This window comes from Alcaligenes sp. NLF5-7 (assembly GCF_024266725.1).
Classification (GTDB): domain Bacteria; phylum Pseudomonadota; class Gammaproteobacteria; order Burkholderiales; family Burkholderiaceae_B; genus Alcaligenes; species Alcaligenes phenolicus.
On record NZ_CP100755.1, the window covers coordinates 2555468 to 2578540 of the forward strand.

Annotated in this window: 18 protein-coding genes; 14 read left to right on the forward strand and 4 right to left on the reverse strand. The window is 57.1% G+C overall.

Annotated elements, in window-relative coordinates:
• Position 1: 1 nt before the first annotated feature.
• The 8 genes from MID00_RS11745 to MID00_RS11780 all read left to right on the forward strand — a co-directional run bounded on the left by MID00_RS11745 (position 2) and on the right by MID00_RS11780 (position 8841).
• Positions 2–1189, forward strand: coding sequence for a 2Fe-2S iron-sulfur cluster-binding protein (locus MID00_RS11745; protein ID WP_083054524.1), 1188 nt, complete (start codon positions 2–4; stop codon positions 1187–1189).
• A gap of 44 nt (positions 1190–1233) precedes the next feature.
• On the forward strand, positions 1234–2253 hold the full coding sequence (locus MID00_RS11750; protein ID WP_137431454.1) for an ABC transporter substrate-binding protein: 1020 nt from the start codon (positions 1234–1236) through the stop codon (positions 2251–2253).
• Entirely contained in the window at positions 2253–3032 is a 780-nt protein-coding gene (locus MID00_RS11755; protein WP_009464036.1) for an ABC transporter ATP-binding protein, read from the forward strand. Before MID00_RS11750 ends, MID00_RS11755 begins: the two co-directional genes overlap by 1 nt.
• Entirely contained in the window at positions 3025–3786 is a 762-nt protein-coding gene (locus tag MID00_RS11760; RefSeq protein WP_009464034.1) for an ABC transporter permease, read from the forward strand. Before MID00_RS11755 ends, MID00_RS11760 begins: the two co-directional genes overlap by 8 nt.
• 38 nt (positions 3787–3824) lie before the next feature.
• Positions 3825–4433 carry a TRAP transporter small permease subunit gene (locus MID00_RS11765; RefSeq protein WP_250756063.1) on the forward strand — a complete coding sequence of 203 codons (609 nt, stop codon included), beginning with the start codon at positions 3825–3827 and terminating at the stop codon, positions 4431–4433.
• Between the two features lie 11 nt (positions 4434–4444).
• Positions 4445–6121, forward strand: a complete 1677-nt coding sequence (locus tag MID00_RS11770; protein WP_250757253.1) for a TRAP transporter large permease subunit — start codon at positions 4445–4447, stop codon at positions 6119–6121.
• A gap of 24 nt (positions 6122–6145) precedes the next feature.
• Complete coding sequence (locus MID00_RS11775) at positions 6146–7168, forward strand: XdhC family protein (protein ID WP_250756062.1); 1023 nt, start codon at positions 6146–6148, stop codon at positions 7166–7168.
• Positions 7169–7356: 188 nt separating this feature from the next.
• On the forward strand, positions 7357–8841 hold the full coding sequence (locus MID00_RS11780; protein WP_250756061.1) for an NAD(P)H-hydrate dehydratase: 1485 nt from the start codon (positions 7357–7359) through the stop codon (positions 8839–8841).
• A 3-nt stretch (positions 8842–8844) separates the two neighbouring features.
• Here MID00_RS11780 and MID00_RS11785 read toward each other — a convergent pair whose 3' ends face one another.
• A complete protein-coding gene (locus MID00_RS11785; protein ID WP_250756060.1) occupies positions 8845–9768 on the reverse strand; it encodes a DMT family transporter in 924 nt (307 codons plus the stop codon).
• 154 nt (positions 9769–9922) lie between these two features.
• Between MID00_RS11785 and MID00_RS11790 the strand changes: the two genes are divergently transcribed.
• Positions 9923–11527 (forward strand): phospholipase D family protein, encoded by a 1605-nt coding sequence (locus MID00_RS11790; protein ID WP_274984784.1) that lies wholly within the window; start codon positions 9923–9925, stop codon positions 11525–11527.
• Between the two features lie 92 nt (positions 11528–11619).
• On the opposite strand, the gene MID00_RS11795 is transcribed toward MID00_RS11790, so the two are convergent.
• Positions 11620–15228 (reverse strand): BTAD domain-containing putative transcriptional regulator, encoded by a 3609-nt coding sequence (locus MID00_RS11795; protein ID WP_250756059.1) that lies wholly within the window; start codon positions 15226–15228, stop codon positions 11620–11622.
• A gap of 195 nt (positions 15229–15423) precedes the next feature.
• Here MID00_RS11795 and MID00_RS11800 point away from each other — a divergent pair, with 195 nt between their 5' ends.
• The 4 genes from MID00_RS11800 (at position 15424) to MID00_RS11815 (ending at position 18982) form a co-directional block, all read left to right on the forward strand.
• Positions 15424–16170, forward strand: a complete 747-nt coding sequence (locus MID00_RS11800) for a GntR family transcriptional regulator (protein ID WP_250756058.1) — start codon at positions 15424–15426, stop codon at positions 16168–16170.
• A gap of 178 nt (positions 16171–16348) precedes the next feature.
• Positions 16349–17242, forward strand: a complete 894-nt coding sequence (locus tag MID00_RS11805) for an MBL fold metallo-hydrolase (protein WP_250756057.1) — start codon at positions 16349–16351, stop codon at positions 17240–17242.
• Between the two features lie 21 nt (positions 17243–17263).
• Positions 17264–18238 (forward strand): tripartite tricarboxylate transporter substrate binding protein, encoded by a 975-nt coding sequence (locus MID00_RS11810; RefSeq protein WP_250756056.1) that lies wholly within the window; start codon positions 17264–17266, stop codon positions 18236–18238.
• 444 nt (positions 18239–18682) lie between these two features.
• Positions 18683–18982, forward strand: coding sequence for a hypothetical protein (locus MID00_RS11815; RefSeq protein WP_254498867.1), 300 nt, complete (start codon positions 18683–18685; stop codon positions 18980–18982).
• A 470-nt stretch (positions 18983–19452) separates the two neighbouring features.
• On the opposite strand, the gene MID00_RS11820 is transcribed toward MID00_RS11815, so the two are convergent.
• Together MID00_RS11820 and MID00_RS11825 are read right to left on the reverse strand one after the other, a co-directional pair.
• Positions 19453–20424 carry a tripartite tricarboxylate transporter substrate binding protein gene (locus tag MID00_RS11820; protein ID WP_009464013.1) on the reverse strand — a complete coding sequence of 324 codons (972 nt, stop codon included), beginning with the start codon at positions 20422–20424 and terminating at the stop codon, positions 19453–19455.
• 37 nt (positions 20425–20461) lie between these two features.
• Positions 20462–22051, reverse strand: coding sequence for a sulfatase (locus MID00_RS11825; protein ID WP_031232491.1), 1590 nt, complete (start codon positions 22049–22051; stop codon positions 20462–20464).
• 106 nt (positions 22052–22157) lie between these two features.
• Between MID00_RS11825 and MID00_RS11830 the strand changes: the two genes are divergently transcribed.
• Positions 22158–23072: a LysR family transcriptional regulator gene (locus MID00_RS11830; RefSeq protein ID WP_009464011.1), complete on the forward strand. Its 915-nt coding sequence runs from the start codon at positions 22158–22160 to the stop codon at positions 23070–23072.
• Position 23073 lies beyond the last annotated feature (1 nt).

Here is a 23073-nt window from a genome sequence, read left to right on the forward strand (position 1 = left end):
CATGGCAGAAATCTCGATTCAAGTTAACGGCCGTCAGCAAAAGCACGAGGCCGAACCGCGCACCCATCTGGGTGATTTCATCCGCGAGAAAAGCCGTTTGACCGGCACCAACCTGAGCTGTGAACACGGTGTGTGCGGCGCATGTACGGTGCTGGTGGATGGCCGTCCAGTGCGCTCCTGCATCACTTTTGCCGGTGCTTGTGATGGCCACGAAGTCACCACCGTGGAAGGCTACGATGACGATCCGATCATGAGCCGTCTGCGTACGGCTTTCTCGGAAAAACACGCCTTGCAATGCGGCTTCTGTACGCCTGGCATGTTGGCGACCAGCCGCGACATCGTGCTGCGTTTGCCCGATGCAGACGAAGCCCGTGTGCGTATTGAGTTGTCCGGCAATATTTGTCGCTGCACCGGCTATCAAGGCATTACAGCCGCCATTCTGTCCGTGCTGCAAGCCCTGCGCGATCAGCCCGATGCCCAGGTAGAAGCCTTGCGCGCTGCCGTGGTGCAGAACGTGCAGCAAGACTGGAACCAGAACGGCTTTACGACTTTTGAAGCGGTACAGGAAGAAGTGCAGACGCCCGCTCCGGTGGCCGCTGCTGCACCTGCCGCGTCCGGCAGTGCCGACAAGGGCAAGGGCCAGGCCATTCAAGGTGGTTTTGATGCCCGTTTCCCGGCCGATCAGGTTTGGGCTTTCATGAAGGATTTGCCCAAGGTGGCGGGCTGTCTTCCCGGCGCGATTATCGAGTCCCAGGAAGGGGCTACGGTGCAGGGCAAGATCGCCATCAAATTTGGCCCCATGTCGGCTGCCTTCAAGGGTAATGCCACGTTGGAAGAGGATAACGAACGCCGTGCTGCCGTGCTGCGCGGTGAGGGCGTGGACTCCTTGAGCCAATCGCGTGCCCGTGGCGATGTCAGCTTTCAGGTCAATCCGGATGGCGAAGCGCGCAGCCGCGTGGAAGTGGAGCTGGTGTATTCGCTGCAAGGGCCACTGGCGCAGTTTTCGCGCTCCGGGCTGGTTCAGGATTTCGTGCGCCGCATGATTGCGGAGTTCGGCAAGAACGTGAACCTGCGCCTGGAAAAACCGCTGGCCGAAGGCGAAGAGCCGGTGGTGGCCGAGTTCAATCCGGTCAAGATGTTCTTCAGCATTTTGTGGGACCGCTTCAAGGGACTTTTCCGGCGCTCATAAGCGCATAGACGACGCAAGACGATAAATAAAACGGGGGTAAGGAGATGACGGAGCGTAAAGCTTTGGGGGGACGTGTGCGCCTCGCAATCGGGGCCACCTTCTTGTTGAGCACCTGGGGGGCGGCAGCCGAGCCCTTGAATGTAAAGCTGGACTGGACCCCTTGGGCCGTCCATGCACCGTTTCATCTGGCCGTGGAAAAGGGCTGGTTCAAGCAGGCTGGCCTGGATGTACGGCTGGAAGATGGCAACGGTTCTGTCACGGCGGTGCAGATCGTGGGTGGCAGTGATCGCTTTGATGTGGGCCAGGCAGCGCTGGCCTCCATGGTGATTGCACGCAGCAAAGGCTTGCCAGTCAAAGGGCTGGCCACCTTTGCCACGTCCAGCGATATCGGCGTGCTGGTGCCCAAGGATTCGGGTATTAGCGGGCCGGAGGGTTTGAAGGGACGCAAGATCGCCTATACCGCCGGTTCTCTGGAAGCGCCTTTTGTCGATGCGTTTCTGGCGGCGGGCGGCTTGCGTCGCAGCGATGTGGATCTGCTGAGTGTGGATGCGGCTGGCAAGGCAGCGACCTATGCGGTGGGGCGGGCTGATGCCGTGATCTCCACCATTCCATTTGTACTGGCTTCGGTGTCGCGTCAGCGCGCCTCCAATGCCATTCCTTTCGCCCAGCACGGCCTGGATATGGTCAGCTTTGGCCTGTTCACCAGCGAAGCCAAGCTAGCCAGCCGGGGACAGGAGCTGGCGACTTTTTCCAATGTGGTGGCCAAGTCCTGGAACTACATTTACAGCGGTCACGAGCAAGAAGCGGTGGATGCGATTGTGGCGCAACGCCCCAATGCGCGTTTGGACAAAGCCATTTTGCTGGACCAGCTGAACATTCTTAAAACCTACTTTGGCCCGGCTGTGGAGCAAGGCAGTATCGGCGTGAACCAGCCTGCGGACTGGGACAAGACAGTTGCCACGCTGGAACGGGTAGAGCTGATTCCTGCCGGTCAGAAGGCCACGGACTATTACCAGTCCGGCGTGGTCACCCCGCAATCCCTGAGCAGTCTGGAGCTGAAGTAATGGCGGCGCGGGTACTTTCTCAAGATGTGCGCAAGCGCTTTGAGGGCGCGCGTGATGTGCTGGCGCTGGACGGCATCAATGTCGATATTCAACCCGGCCAGTTCATCAGCATTCTGGGCCCCAGCGGCTGCGGGAAAAGCACCTTCCTGCGTTGCGTGGCCGGGCTGGAAAACATCAGCAGCGGCTCCCTGACGGTAGACCAGCAACCCGTCAGCGGCCCGCCCGACCAGGTGGGCATGGTGTTCCAGCGCGATGCCTTGCTGGAGTGGCGCAGCATACGCGACAACATTCTTTTGCCTTTGGAGTTTGCCGGCAAGCGCACGGCCGATTATCTGGACAAGGTGGATCAATTGCTGGCCTTGACCGGCCTGTCTCAGTTTGCCGACAGCTATCCACGCCAGTTGTCTGGAGGCATGCGCCAGCGGGCCTCCATTTGCCGTGCTTTGGTGGATGATCCGCGCCTGCTGCTGATGGATGAGCCTTTCGGTGCGCTGGATGCACTGACGCGCGACAACATGAACGCCGAATTGCAGCGCATCTGGATGAAAACGGGCAACACCACCTTGTTTGTGACGCACGGCATTGCCGAAGCCGTTTTCCTGGGCGATACCGTGCTGGTGTTCTCGTCTCGTCCAGGCCGCATTCTGGAGCAGATCAAGATCGACTTTCCTCGTCCGCGCCCGCTGTCCTTGCGCGAGACCCCGGAGTTCGGCCGGCATGTCGCTCATATCCGTCAATTGTTCGGCATTGCCGATGGTGCAGGAGACAGCCATGAATAAAGCCTTGCGTTCAATGCCCAGCTGGTTGGCGGGCGTGGTCTCTACCGTCGTGGTGCTGTTGGCATGGGAATTAATTTGTTGGCTGGGTCAGGTGCGGGAAGTGATTTTGCCGCGCCCCTCGCTGATTCTGGAGGATTTGTATGGCGAACTGGGTTGGTACATGGGTCAAGCGTTATACACGCTCGGCATCACGCTGGCTGGATTTGTATTGGCCGCCGTAGGCGGCGTGCTGATTGCCGTCGCCCTCGTGGGTTCACCGCTCTTCGAGCGTTTTTGCTATCCCCTGATTGTGGGTTTCAACAGCATTCCCAAAGTGGCTTTGGCACCGCTGTTCGTGGTCTGGATGGGTACCGGCTACGAGCCCAAGGTGGCCATTGCTTTTCTGATCGCCGTCTTTGCCGTGATTGTGGATACGGTGCAAGGCTTGCGCTCGGTCTCGCCCGACATTCTGGACCTGGGCCGGGTTTTGAAAGGCGGGCCGGTTGCCCTGTTTTTCAAAGTGCGCCTGCCCTCTGCGCTGCCATCGATCATGGCGGGCCTGAAAGTGGCTCTGTCCCTGGCTTTGGTAGGGGCTATTGTGGGCGAGTTCGTGTCCTCCCAGCGTGGCCTGGGCTTTGTGATCATGAGCGCCCAAGGGGTGTTCGACACGGTGCGCGTGTTTTCCGCCCTGTTCATTCTGGCCGTCATGGGACTGGCGCTGTACTTCCTGCTGGATGCAGTCGAAAAGCGCGCCACCCGTTTTCGGTCTCATTAGATTCCAACTAACTTCAACGCAGAAAATCTGGGGGATTGATGCAATCTTTACTCAAACTATCCAGGGCGATCGACAGCCTGAATCAGCTATGTGGCCGGGTGGTCATGTGGGTGGTTTTGCTGGTTGTCGTGATCAGCTCTTATAACGCCATCGCGCGCAAGTTCTTTGACTCCAGCTCCAATGCCTGGCTGGAGGTGCAGTGGTATTTGTTTGGCGCCTTGTTCCTGCTGACGGGCGGCTATACCTTCTTGCGCAATGAGCACGTGCGTGTGGATGTGCTGGCCTCACGCCTGTCCGAGCGCAAGCAGATTGTGATCGAAGCCGCGTGTGTGGTGCTGTTCATGCTGCCGGCCTGTATTGCCATCATGGCCTTGTCCTGGCCGGTGTTCATGGACTCCTACCTGAGCCAGGAAGTGTCTTCTAATTCCGGTGGCCTGATTCGCTGGCCTGCCAAATTGATTATTCCCATCGGCTTTGCCCTGATTTCCTTGCAGGGGATCTCGCACCTGATCAAGTGCATTGGTTTCTTGCGCGGTGCCTGCCCCAACCCCAACAAGAAGTTGCAGGAAAAATCGCCCGAAGAGCTGCTGGCTGAAGAAATTGCTCGGCAAGCCGAGGCCAAGTTAGCGCATCAACACAAAGGCTGAACCAGATCATGATGGATTTATTTGTCGCCAATATGGCGCCAGTGATGTTTGCGTCGCTGATTGTTTTCTTGCTGCTGGGCTTTCCGGTTGCCTTTGCGCTGGCCGCCAACGGTATGGTGTTCGGTCTGATCGGTGTGGAAATGGGCCTGTTCAACTGGTCCCTGTTCCAGGCGCTGCCGCTGCGTGTGTTTGGCATCATGGCCAACGATACTTTGCTGGCCATTCCCTTCTTTACCTTCATGGGGCTGATTCTGGAACGCTCCGGCATGGCAGAAGACCTGCTCGATACGATTGGTCAGCTGTTTGGTTCCATGCCTGGTGGTCTGGCCATTGCCGTGGTGTTTGTGGGTGCCATGCTGGCTGCAACCACAGGTGTGGTGTCAGCCTCGGTGATCTCCATGGGCCTGATCTCCTTGCCCATCATGTTGCGCTACGGTTATAGCCGCAGACTGGCCACGGGCGTGATTGCCGCTTCAGGCACCTTGTCGCAGATTATTCCGCCGTCGCTGGTGCTGATTGTGCTGGCTGACCAGTTGGGCCGTTCGGTAGGCGATATGTACCGTGGTGCCATGGTGCCTGGTCTGGTGCTGACAGGCGCTTATCTGCTTTACATCCTGATTCTGGCCGTGCTGCGTCCCAAGGATGTGCCACCGATTCCTGCCGAACATCGCACTTATTCGGAGGCCAATGGCCGTTCCGGTGCGCGCTCCTTGTGCGTGTTGCTGTTGATCTCGCTGGTGGCCGGTTATATCTTGGACGAGTTTTGGGTTGATCCCAACGGCCCGGTAGATGAGAAGGTTATTATCTGCATCTTGCTGGTTGGTGGTGTGGCTTTCGTGCTGGCCCTGATCAACAAATGGCTGAAGCTGGGCTTGCTGTCGGTGCTGGCAGAACGCGTGGTGTTTGTGATGATCCCGCCCCTGGGCCTGATCTTTCTGGTGCTGGGCACAATTTTCCTGGGTATTGCCACCCCCACGGAAGGCGGTGCGATGGGCGCAGTCGGTGCTATTCTGATGGCGGTCAGCCGTCGTCGTCTGAGCACCGATCTGCTCAAGCAAGCTATGGATACCACGGCCAAGCTGTCCTGCTTCGTGATGTTCATTCTGATCGGTTCCACCATCTTCTCGCTGACTTTCCGTGGCGTGGATGGCGACTTGTGGGTGGAGCACCTGCTGATTGACCTGCCTGGCGGTGAATACGGCTTCCTGATTCTGGTCAGTGTGCTGGTGTTTGTACTGGCCTTTTTCCTGGATTTCTTCGAACTGGCATTCATCATCGTGCCTTTGCTGGGGCCGGTGGCTGACAAGATGGGCATCGATTTAATCTGGTTTGGCGTGCTCTTGGCCGTTAATATGCAAACATCCTTTATGCATCCACCATTTGGCTTCTCACTATTTTATTTACGCTCGGTGGCGCCCAAGGATGATTACATCGACAAAGTGACCAAGAAGAAGATCCCGGGTGTGGCCACAGGCGACATTTACTGGGGCTCCGTACCCTTTATCTGCATCCAGATTGTTATGATTGCTGTGGTGTTGCTGTTCCCCGGCATGGTGACGCATTACAAGGGAACGGGCGCCCAAGTTGATCCCAATACAGTCACGATCGAAATGCAGGACGAATACGGTGCCGACCTGAATCCGTTTGATGATTCGGGCGAGGGTGGCGGTATGCCGGTATTCAAATAAACACAGGAAAGACTGGAGACACATATGGAGAGCCTGGATGTCAGGGTATTGCGCCAGTTGCACGAGTGGCGCGCACAAGGACGTGATGCCATTTTGGTTACGGTTGTGCAGACCTGGGGTTCGTCCCCCCGTCCAGAGGGTTCCATCATGGCTCTGGAAAAAGGTGGGGCGGTGGTCGGGTCGGTCTCGGGTGGTTGTATCGAGGACGATCTGATCCGTGCCTATCACGAACCCGAAGGGGCGGATAAGCGCCTGCATGGCGATGGCTGTCCTCAGATGCTGACGTATGGCGTCAGCGCGGATGAGGCGCATCGCTTTGGCCTGCCTTGCGGCGGCACGATCCGTTTGCTGGTGGAGTTCAATCCCTGCCCGCAAGCAATGTCGGAATTGCTGAGCTTGCTGGAGCAGCGCCATCTGGTGCAACGTCATGTGGATCTGCAAACTGGCCGTGCCTGGGGCAGTGCCACCCGTGTTCCGGCTGCCTTGCATTTAAGCGAGGACCGCCTGTCGGTGACTTTTGGCCCGTCCTATCGGCTCTTGCTGATCGGTGGTGGGCAACTGTCCGAGTACGTGGCGACCATTGCCTTGTTCAACGGCTTTGATGTGACGGTCTGCGATCCGCGCAGCGAGCATATTCAAGGCTGGAGCGTGACGGGTGCACGTGTAGTTAGCGGCATGCCGGACGATGAGGTCATTGCCTGCGTGCCGGATCGGCGTACGGCCATTGTGGCCCTGACGCACGATCCCAAGCTGGATGATATGGCCTTGCTGGAGGCGCTCAAGAGCAGTGCCTTTTATGTGGGGGCGATTGGTTCGCGACGTAATAACCAGAGCCGTCGCGAACGCCTGGCCGAGCACTTTGATCTGACGGCCGAGGAAATCGACAAGCTCAAAGGTCCGATTGGTTTGTATATAGGCAGCAAGACCCCGGCAGAGATTGCCGTCAGCATCATGGCCGAGATCATCGCGATCAAGAACGGGGTGGATGTGCCGCGTGAACTGTCCGTCGGCTCTGTCAAGGATAGACAAGAACAGCCGTCGGCCTAGGTGGTGGCTGTTGCGACAGTTCTGCATTCAAACTTTTCGCACTAAGATAAGAGAACGGGCGGCGACCCGTTCTTTTTTTGTCTCCAGGCCGCCCAGGACCTGACGCCTTCTGTTTTCAGCAGGCCGCCAGCGGGTGACCAGCCCGTGCAGCGTAGGGACGTTTTGATTTCTGTCTTTGTGAGCCTGCCATGCCCTTTGTGTCCCAATATGGTTTTTTGCCCCTGAGTGCCGCGCCCGGAAAACAGGCCCTGTACAGTCCGGCACAGTGCGCCAGCATGGATGCAGCCGCTCCGGCTTTCGGGGTATCCATCGAGCAATTGATGCAGGCCGCTGCCAGTGCGGTGGCGCGTACCGTGCAGCGCCATTGGCCGCAAGGAGCGGTGCTGTTCTTGTGCGGGCCGGGTAATAACGGCGGGGATGCCTTGGTGGCGGCGCAAATTCTGCGCGAGCAGGGGCGGGTGGTTTCCGTGTTCAGTCTGGTGGACCCGTCTGTACGGCAGGGTACGGCCGCCTGGGCGCAAACGCAATGGCAGGGTCGCTGGGAAAGTCAGTGCCCGGACTTTCGACGCTTTTCGGTGGTGGTGGATGGTTTGCTGGGAGCAGGCCTGGATCGTGATGTAGAGGGCGAGACAGCCGCCTTGATTCAGGCTTTGGCGGCTTCCAAGGTTCCTGTATGTGCCATTGACGTGCCATCGGGCCTGGATGGCGCCAGCGGGCAGGTGCGCGGTGTGGTCGCCCCTGCCACGGTGACAGTCAGTTTTGTGCGCTACAAGCCGGGCCATGTGCTGTATCCGGGCCGTGCCTTGTGCGGCAAGCTGGAGCTGGCCGAAATCGGCATGCCAGCGCCGGCCTTGCAAGAGGCCAATACCTGGTTGAATGAACCTGCCTTGTGGCATGCTCATCTGCCGCAGTTGGGTGCCCAGAGCCATAAATACACGCGTGGGCATGCTTTGGTGGTTGGCGGCGAACGGATGACCGGAGCCAGCCGTCTGGCGGCTCGTGCAGCACAGCGCGCTGGAGCCGGACTGGTCAGCATGGCTGTGCCACCCTCGGTCTGGTCGGTGTACGCCGGGGCACTGGACAGCATCATGGTGGCCCCCTTGGATAACACTCTGACCACGGACGAGCGCATTCGCGCCTGGCTGGTGGGGCCGGGTGCGGGACTGGGCGAGCAAACCCGTCGCCTGACTTTGGCTTTGCTGGCAACGGGGCGACCTTGTGTTCTGGATGCGGACGCCATCAGCAGCTTTGCAGCACAGCCCCAGGAGTTATGGGATGCCTTGCATGAGCAGTGCGTGTTGACCCCTCATGCGGGCGAGTTTGCCCGCGTTTTTGAGGAAGTGCCGGATCGTCTGGAAGCGGCGCGACTGGCTGCTACGCAATGTGGTGCCGTGCTGGTGTTGAAGGGAGCAGATACTGTTATTGCCGCGCCCGATGGGCGGGCCTTGATCAATGCCTGCGCCCCGCCGTGGTTGGCCACTGGAGGCAGCGGGGATGTGTTGGCGGGTCTGGTCTGTGGCTTGCTGACCCAAGGCATGCCTGCCTTTGAAGCGGCGGGGGCGGCTGTCTGGCTGCATTCACAGGCCGCCCTGGAGTTTGGTCCCGGATTGATCCCGGAGGATTTGATAGAGGTGCTGCCCCGTGTTTGGCAGCGCCTTCTGTCCAGGGTCTGAGACTTACTTGCGTGGGGCGCGCTGGTAGGCCAATGCCACAATCCCGCTCAGCACCACCGCGCCACCGAGCAATTGGGTGGAGTTCAAGGTTTGTTTCAGAATCAGCCAGCCCAGAATCAGCGAGGCCACCGGCTCCATATTCATGAAGGGCGCATTGCGTGTCATGTCCAGGCGGGGAGCCAGCACAAACAGGGTCACAAAGCCCGTGGTGTACAGCACACAGACCAGAGACAGGGCAATCCAGCCTACAGCGTCGTGGGGCAGGGAAGAGCCACCGGGCAGCAGTCCCAGAGGGCTAAGTGCAATCAGGCAGACCAAAGTTTGGCTGATGGTACAGAAACTGCGTACCAGGCCGGGCAAGGGCGCCAGTTTATTTTCTGTAATCCACAGTCCAATCGCAAAGGTCAGGGCGGTCAGCAGGCTGCAAACCACGCCCAGGACCCACTGCCCATCCAGCGTTGCGCCCTTGATCAGACTGGGAGCGTCCAGCGCCAACAAGAGGCCGACCAGAATTGCCATCATGATGATGGAGGTTTTGCGCGTGGGTTTGTGCCCGCCCAGTATCCAGGTCAGTAGCGCCAGCAGAATCGGGTACATATTGGCCACCAGCAAGGCCAAGGCGACGGGGATACGGGCAATGGAGGAATAAATCAGCATGCACTGCATGGTGATCAGCCCGCCCAGCATCAGTTGCCAGCCCAGATACTGACGGGGCACATACAGGGCTTGCTTGCGCCAGATCAGTAGCATGCTCAAGGCCAGGGTGGCCGCGGCCGAGCGAAAGATAACCGAGATGATCAGCCCGGTGCCATGGTCCAGCGCCACTTTGGCCGCGATATGGTTGGCGGCGAAGGAGCTGCCCAGCATTAACAGCAACATAATGGCAAGGTGACGGGGCAGTAAGGCAGGAGATGTTGCGGGGGGCATGCTACTTTTATTTCAAGTTTAAAGAATGGGTGGATGCTTTATTGTTGTCCGCCCTGCCACTTGCTGCAAGTATTGATTGCGAAACATGCTCAGGCCTGGTCCCGAGGGCGGTGCTACTATGTTGAGCGATGTCCATGTCCACAGAGATGCCTTCATGAAAATCGACCCCGCCAAAAAGCCGACGATTCCTCGTTCTACGGGACAAGCACCGTCCTTTTTCTGGCGCAGCTTGATGGCGGGTGGGGCCTTGCTGGCCGGCCTGACAGGCTGTGCCCTGCCTTCGCTGGAAGGACGTAGCCACAGCGAGGCGTTGCCGCTGGATCAGGCCAAGGAAACCATGATTGGCCAGGCAGTGGCTCCCTTAGTTCAGCAGCATCCTGGCTTGTCGGGCATTTATCCTTTGTTCGATCCACATGATGCCTATGCTGCCCGTGCCTTGTTAGCCTTTGCCGCTCAAAAAACGCTGGACGTGCAGTATTACATCTGGCGGGGCGACACCACCGGCACCTTGATGCTGGGCACTTTATTGCAGGCTGCCGAGCGTGGCGTGCGTGTGCGCTTGTTGATTGATGACAACGGCATCACCGGGCTGGATGATATCTTGGCCGCTTTGAACGCTCACCCCAATGTCGAGGTACGGCTGTTCAACCCCTTTGTGCTGCGCTGGCCCAAACCTCTGGGTTTTCTGACGGACTTTTCCCGTCTGAACCGGCGCATGCACAACAAGTCTTTTACCGTGGATAACCAGGTCACCATTATTGGTGGGCGCAATGTGGGCGATGAGTACTTCGGTGCGACTCAGGACGTCTTGTTTGCGGATCTGGACGTGATGGCAATTGGCGCGGTGGTGCAGGACGTCTCCAAGGATTTTGACCGTTACTGGGCCAGTCAATCGGCCTATCCGGTGGACAGCCTGATCAAAACGGGTGGTTCGGAAGCCCTGATGAAGTTTCAGGCTAAGTTGCAGGAAGCCGAAGCGCAACCACGCGCCAAGGATTACCAGCAGGTGCTGCGTGAATCGGATCTGGTCAGCCATTTGGTGCGTGGCGAGCTGGATTTCCAGTGGGCGCGGACCACCATGATCAGTGATGATCCGGCCAAGGCCCTGGGCCCGGTCAACCCTGAGCAATTGATGGTCTGGCAAATGGACCATGTGCTGGGCAAGCCCACCAGCCAGGTGGACCTGGTGTCCTCGTACTTTGTGCCTACCGCTGCAGGTGTACGGGCCTTTGAGGACATGATGAAGCGGCCTGGCATGAAGGTCCGTATCCTGACCAATTCCCTGGCTGCAACGGACGTGACGGCCGTACATGCAGGCTATGCGAAACGACGTAAAGCCTTGTTGGAAGCTGGGGTGCAGTTACTGGAGCTGCGGCCCACCATGGACAAGCCTACGCGTCACGGCTCCGGGCCTTTTGGTAGCTCGGGTTCGGCTCTGCATGCCAAGACCTTTGCGGTAGACGGTAAGCGCCTGTTTGTGGGCTCTTTTAATTTCGATCCGCGTTCGGTCAATTTGAATACGGAGCTGGGCTTTATTATCGAGAGCCCTGAAATGGCGCAAGCCCTGTCCAAGAGTTTTGAGGACGTCCTGCCTTACCGCAGCTATCGTGTGGAACTGGATGAAAACGGTGATCTGGTGTGGATTCAGTTGAACGAAGACGGCACCCAGCGCTTTTTCACCTCCGAGCCGAATGCCAATATCTGGCGTCGAGCCGGGGTAGGCGTCTTGTCTATCCTGCCGATCGAGTGGCTGCTTTAAGCCGATTCAATTATCGGTAGTGGATCTGAAATGCCCCCAAGGATCAAGCTGATTCCTTGGGAGCATTTTCTTGTGCTTGCTGGTTTTATTGACTAGACCTTGAGCTTTTGCACGGCCTGTCGGCGTGTCTGAATCCAGTCTGCGTAGCGATGCAAGCCATGTTTTTCCATGTGTTGCTCGGCCAGATTCCATTCCTGCAAGGCTTGTGCGTTCTCGCCCAGCGCCATCCAGGCGTCTCCGCGCACACAGTGCAGCTCGGTGCCCAGACTATTGGTGTCATAACGCAGACCTTGAGCGGCAGCCTTGTCCAGCCAGGGCATGGCTTCATTGCTGCGACCCAGACGTATCATGGCGCGAGCAATACGGCTCATCAGGCCATCGGTGCTGATGGGTAGACCGTACTGGGCGATCTGTACGCAATCGAGCAGGGACTGCAGGCTGGTTTCTCGGCCTTGCAACATCACTTGGCAATAGTGCAGGTAAGAGCGACTAAGTGCAGACCAGGGCTCGGGGTTATGCGATTTTTGCAGCTCTTGCAAGGACAGCTCGGCCACTTGCTGACAGTCTTCAAGCTGTTCCATCAGGTAGTAGGCCTGCATGACGAACAAGTGCGTAATGGCGCGTAGTGAAAAAGTGGTATCCACACGCAAGGATTGCAAGGCCAGATGGACATGCTGCTGAGCAGCATCCATATTGCCTTTCAAGGCCAGGGCGACGCTCAGGGTTCCAAAGGTAATGGACTGAGGAAAGTGCTCGGCAATGGCCTGACGACCGTTCTGCTCCTTCAGGTCATCAAAGACGGCCAGGCTCAGGTTCAGCGTCTGGATGGCATTGGTGACATTCCCTTTCCACAGCTCGTGCTGACCAATGGCGTACAAGGCCCAGCTGCGGTTCTGATCGTGGCTGGTTTCATTGGCCAGAGCCAGTAACTGGCGCGCTTTTTGCAGGGCTTGCTCGAAATTGCCCTGGGCTTGAAAGGCTGTCCAGGCTGTCCACAAGCTGATCATGACCTGATCCGAGTCATGCTCGTCATGCAGCTCATGGCCCAGCTCGTAGGCCATGGCCGTAGAGGCGGAGGCGGGGCCGTACAACGAGGACTCAATCGCGCCTTGCAACATGCGACATTCAAATTGCAGGGTTTGGCGAACCTGCAAGTCTTCAATCAATTCGCTGCGGTTCAAGGAGCGCTGCAGGTATTGGCTGGCCTGGCGCAGGTCGTCCTGTGCCAGCGCTTCGCGGGCTGCACGCTGCCACCAGAAGGCGGCTTCCGGACTTTCCGCTTCGCACAGATGCAGGGCAATGTACTCGGGCGCGTGACGGCGGCGTATGCCGTGCTGGGCGATGGCGTAGTGGGCCTGACGCAGTTCTTCCTGCATCGCCACACGTTCCAGTGCCTGGGAGACCAGCGGCAGACAGGAGACATGCTTGTCATGCACATCGATCAGATCCAGCGTCGCCAGCGTGTCCAGTCCACTGCTCAAGGCGGTGTTTTCCAGGCGCAGCATCAGAGCCAGCTCGTCGATGGAAATAGGCTGTGCCTGCAAGGCGATGCTGGTCAGGATGTGGCGTGTTGCGGGCAGGAGGCTGTGGTACTGGGTGCAGACCAGGTCAGTCAGGCACAAGGCATCACTGCATTCACTATTGAGCTCATGGCAGCGCAGCAGCTCGTTGGCATGGCCTGGATTGCCTGCGCTTAAGCGGACCAGGCGGCTGCGTTTATCGCGCGCCAGCCTTTGTCCCCGTTGGCCGCTTAACAGGCTGTTGATGCTGGAGCGATCCAGTGTACGCAGGCTCAGGTGCTCGGCACGTTCCAGTCCATGACCGGGTTTGCGGCTGGTTGTCAGCAGCAAGGTCGGGTGACGCGGGGCCGTGTGCGCCAGCAAGCGGATCAGGCGCTGGGAAGGCGGGTCGGCCCATTGCACGTTTTCAATAATCAGCAAGCGACGGCGTGGCGAATTGCCCGGGCCGCTGAGCAAATTGAACAATAAATCCATATGAGCCGTGGAAGGCTCGTTCAGGTCTTGCTCGTCCGGGCCGCTATTTAGCCATTGATGCAGGGACTGGGCCTGTTTGGGGCTGATTTCCAGTGCCTCTTGCAAGGTTTGCACGGAGAAGGGATCGCGCTGCTTGCCGTTTTGCGAGGTGAGGTAGTCGGCAATCTGCTCGTGCAGCCAGAGGCGAATCGGATGCCAGGCCACACGACGCTTGTCTTCACGACAATTGAGCACAATGCAGTGGTGGGCGGTTTTCTGCACATAGTCCGCCAGAGACTGCACCAGCAGACTCTTGCCGATATGAGCGCGACCGTGAATGGCAATGTGATGCAAGGCACGGTTGGGACCGATATGCGCCCAGGCTTGCACCAGATGGTCGAACTCTTGCGAGCGGCCATAGACGCGGCTGGTTAAACGCGTAGGGTCTGCGTCGGAAGGGCTCAGATTCAGCCACAGCGCTTCGCTCTGGCGGCCCAGCGGGCCTTGCACATCCTTGGTGTCCAGACGCAGAGCGGCCTGCACGCTGATACGTGGCGTGCCGGGGCTGGCTTCCCAGCTCAAGGGCAGCACCACTTGTGCAAGTTGGCCCCAGGGATCGGGGTAAGCGCTTTGATCGTCCATGGCCAGATCGGCGTGCAGGGCGATGCTCAGCTTGACGTGTTCATCCATGCGCAAGGTTGCCGCAACCCGTGCCAATGCGGCTGCTTGCGCGACGGGCGACTCCAGCAACTCGGGATAACCAAAGTAGGCAATCAACTGATTGGGGCCAGCCTCACAGGGCCAGCCGCCATGCTGTTCAATCAAGGTTTGCAAGGTCTGGCGACATTGTCCCAGCAGATGGCCGCCGCGCTCACGAGCATGCCGGTGACCGGGCTCAAAGCGCAGGCAAAAGCCGACCGCGGCCAAGGGGCGCAGGCGCAGAGAGACCGTCGTGGGTAAGGATTTGGCAGGGCTGATCGAGCGTGCCGGCAAATCCACCAGACTGCGTGTCTGGGCACTGGGTTCGCAGCCCAGGCGGTCGGCCAGCAAGACCGAGCATTGCTCGTAGGCGTGCAGGGCGGCTTCATGCTGGCCTTCCTGTTTCAGCAGCCGAATCAGCTCTTGATGCAGTTTTTCTTCTTCAGGCCAGATCAGGAGCCAGCGTTTAAGGTAACTGACTGCTTGCGGTGCAGGCAGCGTGCTCAGGCCAGACTGTATGTAACGGTCACGGCATTGCGACAGAGTTTGACGAATGTTTTGCTGTGTATCCTGCAACCAGTCCTGTAACTGCTCGCCATGGTGCAGTTTTACCTGCCCCAGCAAGGGGCCCTGATACAGGTTCAGGCGCTCCAGATCGTTAAGCGATGGCTGACTGGGGTGTTGCAACAGGCTGAGCACATCCACCTGGGTGTGGCTGGGGTCCAGGGCCAGGGTGTCATTGGTAATGTGCAGGACCTGATCACAACCTTCAAAAGCGCGGCGCAAGGCGTGCAGCGCGTGGCGTAAACGAGCGCGGCCCACACTGATGGGGTCTTCATGCCAGATCGTTTCAGCCAAACGGCTGCGACTAATCGGTTTGCCCTGGGCCAAGGCCAACATGGACAATAAAATACGCGCTTTATCGTAGTTAATGATTTGTGCGCGGCATTGTCCTTTCACCAGGAGTCGGTAGGTACCGAGCAGGTAAATTTGGGCCAAGTGCGAGGCGGAGGAAGGCAAAACATCCATGGGCTCGGGCTCGTATCAAGAGTTAAGCAATGATTGGGATAATGTATCCGATACGTTTAATTTTCGTTTACCAACTTTTGCAAAAATAAACGCTTTGCTTGTTCAAGATTAAACCTTTTTGGGACATCTCCGGCTTAACTCATCGCAGGCTATGATGTGGACTTGTCACTTTCCTGTGCTTGCTTGCCTCTTGGTATGGTCGATCCCACACGTTCATCGCTGCGCAAACAGTCCAAATTGCCTCTGTCGCTCAAGGTGAAATATACCTTGCGAGCGCGCCTGGAGCGTGGCGAATGGCCGGTGGGAACGCGTATTCCCACGTTAGAGGAGTTGATGCAGGAGTATGGCGTCTCGCGCGCTACCGTGCGGGCGGCACTGGATGAGCTGGAACACGAAGGCCTGATCGAGCGCACACGCGGCAAGGGCACGTTTGTTATTGGCGACGTCGCGCAAGACCATTGGCTGATGTTGCCCACCAATTGGGATGCCTTGATTGAACATCTGACGCGTCTGGATTCGGTCATGGTGGAGCTGGGCAATGGTCTGGGAGCCTTGCCCATTGAAATTACCGGGCAGTCCTTGCCCGATGAATATTGGTGGACCAGCCGTGTGAATTACGCTGATGGCGTGGCTTACAGCCTGAATACGGTCTACGTGTTGAATACACTGGCCCAGACCTTGCAACCGGTATTAAGTCAGGAACCAGTGCTGCTGGTGCTGAATCGTCTGGCTCGCGAGCAGATCCATACTATTCGTCAGACACTGACCGTGCGGGTTGCCGATGCGGATTTAGCACGCCATTTGAATATGGATATAGGCATGCCGGTGGTGCGGGTAATTCGCCTGATTGTGAACCGTGCAAATCAACTGGTTTATGCGGCACAGGTCTTTTATCCCGCTAAATATCTCAGCATTCAGACCGAGCTGACACCTGGCCTTTAAGACTGCCATCCCAGGCGCGCTGCGCCTTTACGACACTCCTAGGTAAAAACACCAAGTTATGCCGCTCGATAGCGAGGTGTACACTTTTTCCATAAAGTCCTAAAAATAGAACTTTATGACTTTATAGGGAAGGCACTGTTCTGGTGCTGGATGTTTTTATTGTTTGGAGGAGTTTTACGTGAAGATAACCATGCTTGGCACCGGCGCTGCGTTGCCAGATCCCGATCGTGCTCAGTCGTCCATTTTGGTGACGCTGGAGAATGGCAAGAATTATCTGTTTGATTGCGGCGAAGGGTCCACGCGTCAGATGGTGAAGGCCAATATCAATCCAGCCGATGTGCCTTGGGTGTTTTTAAGCCATCTGCACTATGACCACGTTTGCGGTCTGCCTTTTTTTGTACTGTCCAGCTGGGTTTTTAACCGTGAAGGCAAGCTGAAGGTTTTTGGCCCCAAAGGCACGCAGGATTTTGTGGATCATTCCTTCGAGAATGGCGCGTTTCGTGTGGATATTCAGGCTCGTGCGGCTTATCCGGCTCGTCAGAAAAATATTGAAGCGGTACGCCCCGAGGTCTTCGAGGTGGAGCCAGGTCTGATGTACGAGGACGAGGACGTCAAAATCTACATTGATGTGGTGGACCACATTCCTAGCGAAATTACGGACTGCTTTGGTATGCGTATGGAGGCTGAAGGCAAGGTTGTGGCGTTCAGTGGCGACACGGCTCCGTGTGAGTCCATGATTCGCCTGGCGCAGGATGCGGATCTGCTGATACATGAGTGCACTTTTCCGGAGTCTTTCCTGAAGCATCGCGCGCAGTCAGGGGTAGGCACGTTTGCCCATACCAGTCCTTTGCAGTTGGGCGAGATCGCTCGTAAAGCCAATGTGAAGAGTTTAGTGGCCACGCATTTTGGACATTACGACTCCACCAGTCCGGTGATTAAACGTGCGGCGGGCAATCATTTGCCGGTTGATTTGATGGGGCCGGAGCGTCTGGATGAAGTGGCTCGGGATATTCGCAAAAGCTACAAAGGCGATTTGCGTTTGGCAACGGATTTGATGCGCATAGACCTGTAAAAGGCGCGCGGGGGAGACAAGATGCAAGCAATTAAAAAGACGGTGGTGGGCTTGGTGGCTGCGCTTGGTCTGGCTGCGGCAGGTCCGGTCTGGGCGGATTATCCCGATCACCCTGTGCGAGTGGTGATTCCTTACCCTCCAGGAGCGGCGGGTGACATTATTTTCCGTATCTTGCAGCCCGAACTGTCGATGGAGCTGGGGCAGACGGTAATTACGGATTACAAGACCGGCGCGGGCGGCAATATTGGCACGCAGATGGTGGCGCGCTCCAAGCCGGACGGCTACACCTTGCTGTTTTCAGCCACCAATAATTTTGTGATCAATCAGTTCTTGTACAAGAACATGGGTTATGACCCGTTCAAGGATTTGTATGTGATCAACAAGGTGGCGGATGCGGCGGCTTTTGTTTATGTGAATGGAGATTTGCCGGTCAAGAATATGGCTGAATTCCGGGATTATGTTCAGCAGCGCAAAGGGCAGGTGAATTACGGGACGCCAGGAGCAGGCACAACGCCGGAGCTGTCGGCCTGGAAGCTGTCCGAGGCTCTGGAGGGCGACATGCTGGGTATTCATTACCGAGGCTCGGCGCCGGGGATTCAGGCTTTGTTGAGCAATGAAGTGCAGATGTTTGTCAGCAGCTATGGTTTGGGGGCGGCTTTTTTGCCTGAAGGTCGTTTGAAGGCCTTGGCAGTGGCCTTGCCAGAGCGCTTCCCGGCTTTGCCTGATGTCCCCACGATGGAGGAGCTGGGCTACAAGGACGTGGTGATCAGCAACTGGTGGGCGTTGGCTGTTCCTGCCGGGACGGAGACGGAGATCGTGAGCAGGATTGAAGGGGCTTTGGAGAAGGTTCTGGCTGATCCGGCTATTCGCAGCAAGTTGCTGGATCAAGGGTATTTGCTGTCCAAGGTTTCTGCTGAGGAGTTTCGGAAGGGACTGCCTGCGGAGGCGGATTATTGGCACGATATCGTGACTAAGGCTGGGATTAGTTTGGATTGATATGTCGCTTGGGTACAGGGTTGGCTTGATTGGGATTGAGTGTTTTGTCGAGCCTTGTATGCGAGGGCTTGTTTGAAGTGGGAGGGCGCTGGTTTTGACAGGAGGAGGCTTTCTTCTGGACGTGCTGTTTGGGCTTTGCGTGAGGCCGGTGGATAGTTTTCTTGTGGGGCCCGGGTACGGCTTGTCTTGGCGGGTCTCTTGCCCACGCTGCGCGTGGGTACCCTTGTCAGAGTGCTGGGGCGGGCGGGTCGTGAACTCGGAGCGCGGTTTGTCCCCCGGACAAACCGCAAGCGTGCTCCTCAAACAGCACGACCCTTGCATCCCGCCCCAGCACTCTGCCTGCGGCAAGAGCCCTGACTCGCCCGCCAAGCCGTACCCGGGCCCCACAAGAAAACAAGCAACATCGTGTACATAGCCCAAACAGCACTGGAGAGTAGAAATGGTTTGGACTTGTTGAACGGTGGTTTCGTTTTTCTTGGGACGCTTCAGACAGGTTTTGAGCTTGGTTTGAGTACGTGGGTCATAGGCGAGGTGACTGGAGTTGAGGAAAAAGGGGGGGGATTAAGTAGCTTTTTTACGATGCTGGAGGAGGCTTTAAGGTTTTGGGGCGCTACTCTTTTGGCTTTGGCTTTGGCTTTGGCTTTGGCTTTGGTTGTTGTTGTTGTTGTTGTTGTTGTTGTTGTTGTTGTTGTTGTTGTTGGCCACTTCTGGCGCCATAGCTTTCACTCCTTAAACAGGGCGTAAAAGCAGCAAACCTCATATCGCATTGAGCCATTCAGTTGGGCTCTTGAAAAGAAGGGAGCAGAGCAATGTGAGTCTGCTGGTTGGTGCAGGTGTAGTGGTGTTCGGGCGATTCAGAGTACTTGCCGCGGTCAGTTTGGGAATTCGGGATGCAAGCCCTGTGCTGTTTGAGCGGGGCGTTTGTACTTGGTCCGGGGGACCAAGTACCCCGCGAGTTCACAGGGCGCCCGGATTCCCAAACTGACAAGGGCACCGGTGCGTAGCACCGGCAAGTGCTCAGCCCGAACACCACTACACCTGCACTAACCGGCTCCCTGCTCCTGCTCCCTTCTTTGTACGAGCAGCCTTCTCACCAACCGTTGAGTCCTTACCCCAAAGCAACTCACGAAGAAAGCCTGCTCTCAGTAATCCCCTCGAACCTATACAGCCTCAAAAAAAACAGCCCCTGAAACCAGGGGCTGTAATTCCAACAATTACTGATCAGAACGAATATTGTTATCCCGCACAATCTGCTCCCAGCGAGCGTTACGCTGCTGCACCCATTGGGCTGGAGAAACCTTGGACGAGTCGTAGGCTTGAATATCCAGCATCCGCAAAGTCTCGGCGGTGGACGGACGCTTCACGATATCGCTGAGTAAATCGTTCCATGCCTTGATCTTCTCTGGAGGCGAACCCTTGGTGGTGAAAACCAGATACGAGAAGCTCTCGTTAAAGTTTTCCAATCCAGGCAGCTTTGCTTCGGCCAAAGTAGGAACCTCAGGCAGTAAAGGATTGCGCTTGCCGCCAGAAGTCGCCAAGGGAGTCAGCAAACCTTCCTTGATCGGACCCAAGACACCGGCAATCGTCAGAAAGCCGCTGTCCAGACGCTCGCCATACATATCATTGACCACAGCGCTATTGCTGCGATACGGAATGTGATCCAGCTTGATACCGCTATCCTGCGTCAAGGCCGACATCATCAAATGCCCAGGCGAACCCATACCGGCCGAGCCGTAATTCATGGGCTTGGCGCGGGCACGCTCCAGAAACTCGGCAGGCGTTGTGATGCCGGTCTTGCTGGGAACCACCAGAACCTGGTCAAAAGTACCCAGCAAAGACACCAGGTCCAGGGACTCCCCGATCTTGAACTTGCTGTTGACGTAAATATGCGGATTGGCTGTAGCAACCGTATCCAGTGTCAGCAGCAAGGTATTGCCATCCGGCTTGGCCCGGCCCACCGCCTCTGCAGCAATCGTACCGGCTGCACCCGCCCGGTTCTCCACCACAATCGTCTGGCCGGTGGTTTCAGTGGCTTCGCGGGCCAACATGCGACCCAGGACATCTAGCGGGCCTCCTGCCACGGAGCTGACCACAATGGTGGCCACCTCGGCACTCTGGACTGGCGTAGCCAAAGGTAAGATCAGCGCACAAATGCTTACTTTGCGCAGCAAGGAAAGGGTGGGCATAGATGTCTCCAGATAGAGGTAATTAACAGTGTTCAGCTCACGCTATCGCCAAAGGCAAGGGACTGGTTTCGCTGTGAGCCATCATGGTATCGATCAATTGGCACAAAAGCGTTGTTTTTAACGCTTGCGCGTCAGGTTCATTCCACAAATTATGTTGTTCCAGCGGATCGGCTTGCAGATCGTACAGCTCGCCAATTTGACCGCCTTCATACAGGCTCAGACGGTGCTGCTGCGTGACCAGCGAACGCAGCTTGGTGCGAATGGGCGTATTGAACAGCTTGCGCTGGTTTTCTTCTTCGATCAGTACGCCTTTGCGCCATTCCACAGGCTCCTTGTGCATCACTTTCAGCAAGGAGCGACCCTGGATGCCGTTGTAGGGCAGCTGGCCGGCACGTTCCAGCACCGTAGGCGCGACGTCAATGGTAGAGCAGACCGCCTCACTTGTGCCTTGAGTTTTCGCATCCTTGGGGTCAAACCAGATAAAGGGGCTGCGAATAATGCTTTGATAATGCACAGGGCCCTTCAGCATTAATTGATGGTCGCCCATGAAGTCGCCATGATCACTCATGAAAATGACGATGGTGTTTTCCGCCTGACCAGTGCGCTCCAGATGGTCCAGAATGCGCCCGATCTCGGCATCAATATGCGTGATGGAACCGTAGTTCAGCGCAATCGCCTCGCGGGCCTCGCGCTCGGAACAGGCAAACAGCGTAGGAGTGTGCTTGATGGCTTTGCCTTCATCGCGCAGCTGATGCAGCAATTGCAGATGGGCAGGCAGGGGATGCGGACCCAGGTGGAAGGAGTCGGGCAGGCTGACCTCTTCAGGCTTGTACATATCCCAGTACTGACCGTGCGGAGTGAAGGGATGATGCGGGTCCGGGAAGGAGCACTGAATAAAGAAGGGCTGTTGTTCCTGGGCATATTTGTCCAGCACAGCGCGGGTCCGTTCACCAATCCAGGCCGTGGTGCTGTACTCTTCTGGCACACGGGTACGCCAGGCCTGGCCAATGCGGCTTAACTCGTAGTCCGGAGTCGGGATGGCGTTTTCAGGGCCGGACAGGGCGGCGATTTCAGGATGTTCATCCTGCAGCCAGCGGCCATAGTCGCCCCAGACCTGATCGCCGTGATCAATGGCCAGGTCCACGTGCTCGTAGCCGTAAAAAGGTAGCTGAACACCGTGATCGGCGCGATCGCGCCACCATTGGCCACATTCCTGGCCGTAATCGTTGGTAGGCAGAGGAGGGCGAGCTTCTCCCTTGGTCGGAGGATCATCCGGCCGTGGGTAGAGCGGGGGCGTATCCGTTATATTTTGCAGGTGCGCCTTGCCGACCAAGGCTGTGCTCCAGCCTGCCTGGCGCAGTACATCGACAAAGGTGCTGGAATCCAGTGGCAGGGGCACACCATTGTGACGGGCGCCGTGCACCGAGGGCATGCGACCTGTCATCAGGGACGCACGGTTGGGCATACAGATGGGGGTGGCGACGTAAAATCGGTCAGCACTCCAACCACGAGCGGCTAACGCATCTAGATTAGGCGTTTTAACTTCTTTATTGCCGTAACAAGCCAAATGGTCTGCGCGGAGTTGATCCGCAATGATCAATAAAAAATTGGGTACTGACTGAGACATGAAGTGCCTATTTTGTAGCTTTGGGTATCCCCATTATGGAAGCAGTAGCCATAATGTTAAATTGAATAACTTGCAGGTATATATACCTCTTTCATATAGGTAAGTCATGAGCTGGAGTGAACGCATTCGCTTGAAGCATCTGCAGGTTTTAATTCGTTTGTGCGAAGAAAAAAGCATGAGCGATGTGGCCCGGCAGTCCAATATGACTCAGCCTGCCTTGTCAAAATGGCTCAAGGATTTTGAAGACAATATAGGCATGCCCTTGTTCGAGCGTCATGCTCGCGGCATTGAGCCTTTGCCAGCCGCCCTGGCGCTGGTTTCCCAGGCCCAGGGGGTGTTGAATCGCCTTGACCGCATGAATGCAACTCTGGAGCAATACAGGCAGGGTTTTCGCCAGCAATTTACTTTGGGTATTTCGCCTATGGTGGCTGCGGTTTATTTGCCGCAGTTGCTGGTGTATTTGCACGAGCGCGATCCACAATGCCATATCCGTATTCAGGAAGGCACGCTGGATATTTTGAGCCGTAATCTGGAACAGGGCGAACTGGATCTGGTCATTGGCCGTGTAGATGAAGCAGGCCGTAACCCGGCGATGGCGTATTTGCCTTTGGGTATGGTGCCTTTGGGGGTAGCGGCTTGCCGCAAGCATCCTTTGGCACAGCAAGATGAAGTGACCTGGGAGCAGACGTTGGAGTATCCCTGGATATTGCCACCACGAAACAGCCCGATGCGGCGCAGTTTTGAACTGGGCCTGGATGCCAAGGGCTTGCCGTATCCCACCTGCGCCATTGAGTCCGCCTACGCACACACCAATGCCCGTGTGGCAGTCAATAGCGACTTTTTAGTGCCCATGACACGCAGCATGGTGCCGGTCTACCCGGAGCTGTGTATCTTGAACCTGGACTGGAGCGACCCGCGCTTGCATGGTCAGTTGGGTCTGTTGTGGCGCCCGCAGGATTCGGGCGAACCGATGTTGGAAGAGGTAATTAGCTGGATGAGTAAGCAACCTCAAGTGGTGTGAT

Excerpts from the sequence above, each read along its gene's own strand:
- MID00_RS11745 (WP_083054524.1), top strand. The coding sequence starts at position 2 with ATGGCAGAAATCTCGATTCAAGTTAACGGCCGTCAGCAAAAGCACGAG.
- MID00_RS11795 (WP_250756059.1), bottom strand. The coding sequence starts at position 15,228 with ATGGATGTTTTGCCTTCCTCCGCCTCGCACTTGGCCCAAATTTACCTG.
- MID00_RS11820 (WP_009464013.1), bottom strand. The coding sequence starts at position 20,424 with ATGCCCACCCTTTCCTTGCTGCGCAAAGTAAGCATTTGTGCGCTGATC.
- MID00_RS11780 (WP_250756061.1), top strand. The coding sequence starts at position 7,357 with ATGCCCTTTGTGTCCCAATATGGTTTTTTGCCCCTGAGTGCCGCGCCC.
- MID00_RS11770 (WP_250757253.1), top strand. The coding sequence starts at position 4,445 with ATGGATTTATTTGTCGCCAATATGGCGCCAGTGATGTTTGCGTCGCTG.
- MID00_RS11760 (WP_009464034.1), top strand. The coding sequence starts at position 3,025 with ATGAATAAAGCCTTGCGTTCAATGCCCAGCTGGTTGGCGGGCGTGGTC.
- MID00_RS11800 (WP_250756058.1), top strand. The coding sequence starts at position 15,424 with ATGGTCGATCCCACACGTTCATCGCTGCGCAAACAGTCCAAATTGCCT.
- MID00_RS11775 (WP_250756062.1), top strand. The coding sequence starts at position 6,146 with ATGGAGAGCCTGGATGTCAGGGTATTGCGCCAGTTGCACGAGTGGCGC.
- MID00_RS11765 (WP_250756063.1), top strand. The coding sequence starts at position 3,825 with ATGCAATCTTTACTCAAACTATCCAGGGCGATCGACAGCCTGAATCAG.
- MID00_RS11790 (WP_274984784.1), top strand. The coding sequence starts at position 9,923 with ATGAAAATCGACCCCGCCAAAAAGCCGACGATTCCTCGTTCTACGGGA.
- MID00_RS11830 (WP_009464011.1), top strand. The coding sequence starts at position 22,158 with ATGAGCTGGAGTGAACGCATTCGCTTGAAGCATCTGCAGGTTTTAATT.
- MID00_RS11825 (WP_031232491.1), bottom strand. The coding sequence starts at position 22,051 with ATGTCTCAGTCAGTACCCAATTTTTTATTGATCATTGCGGATCAACTC.
- MID00_RS11785 (WP_250756060.1), bottom strand. The coding sequence starts at position 9,768 with ATGCCCCCCGCAACATCTCCTGCCTTACTGCCCCGTCACCTTGCCATT.
- MID00_RS11755 (WP_009464036.1), top strand. The coding sequence starts at position 2,253 with ATGGCGGCGCGGGTACTTTCTCAAGATGTGCGCAAGCGCTTTGAGGGC.
- MID00_RS11810 (WP_250756056.1), top strand. The coding sequence starts at position 17,264 with ATGCAAGCAATTAAAAAGACGGTGGTGGGCTTGGTGGCTGCGCTTGGT.
- MID00_RS11750 (WP_137431454.1), top strand. The coding sequence starts at position 1,234 with ATGACGGAGCGTAAAGCTTTGGGGGGACGTGTGCGCCTCGCAATCGGG.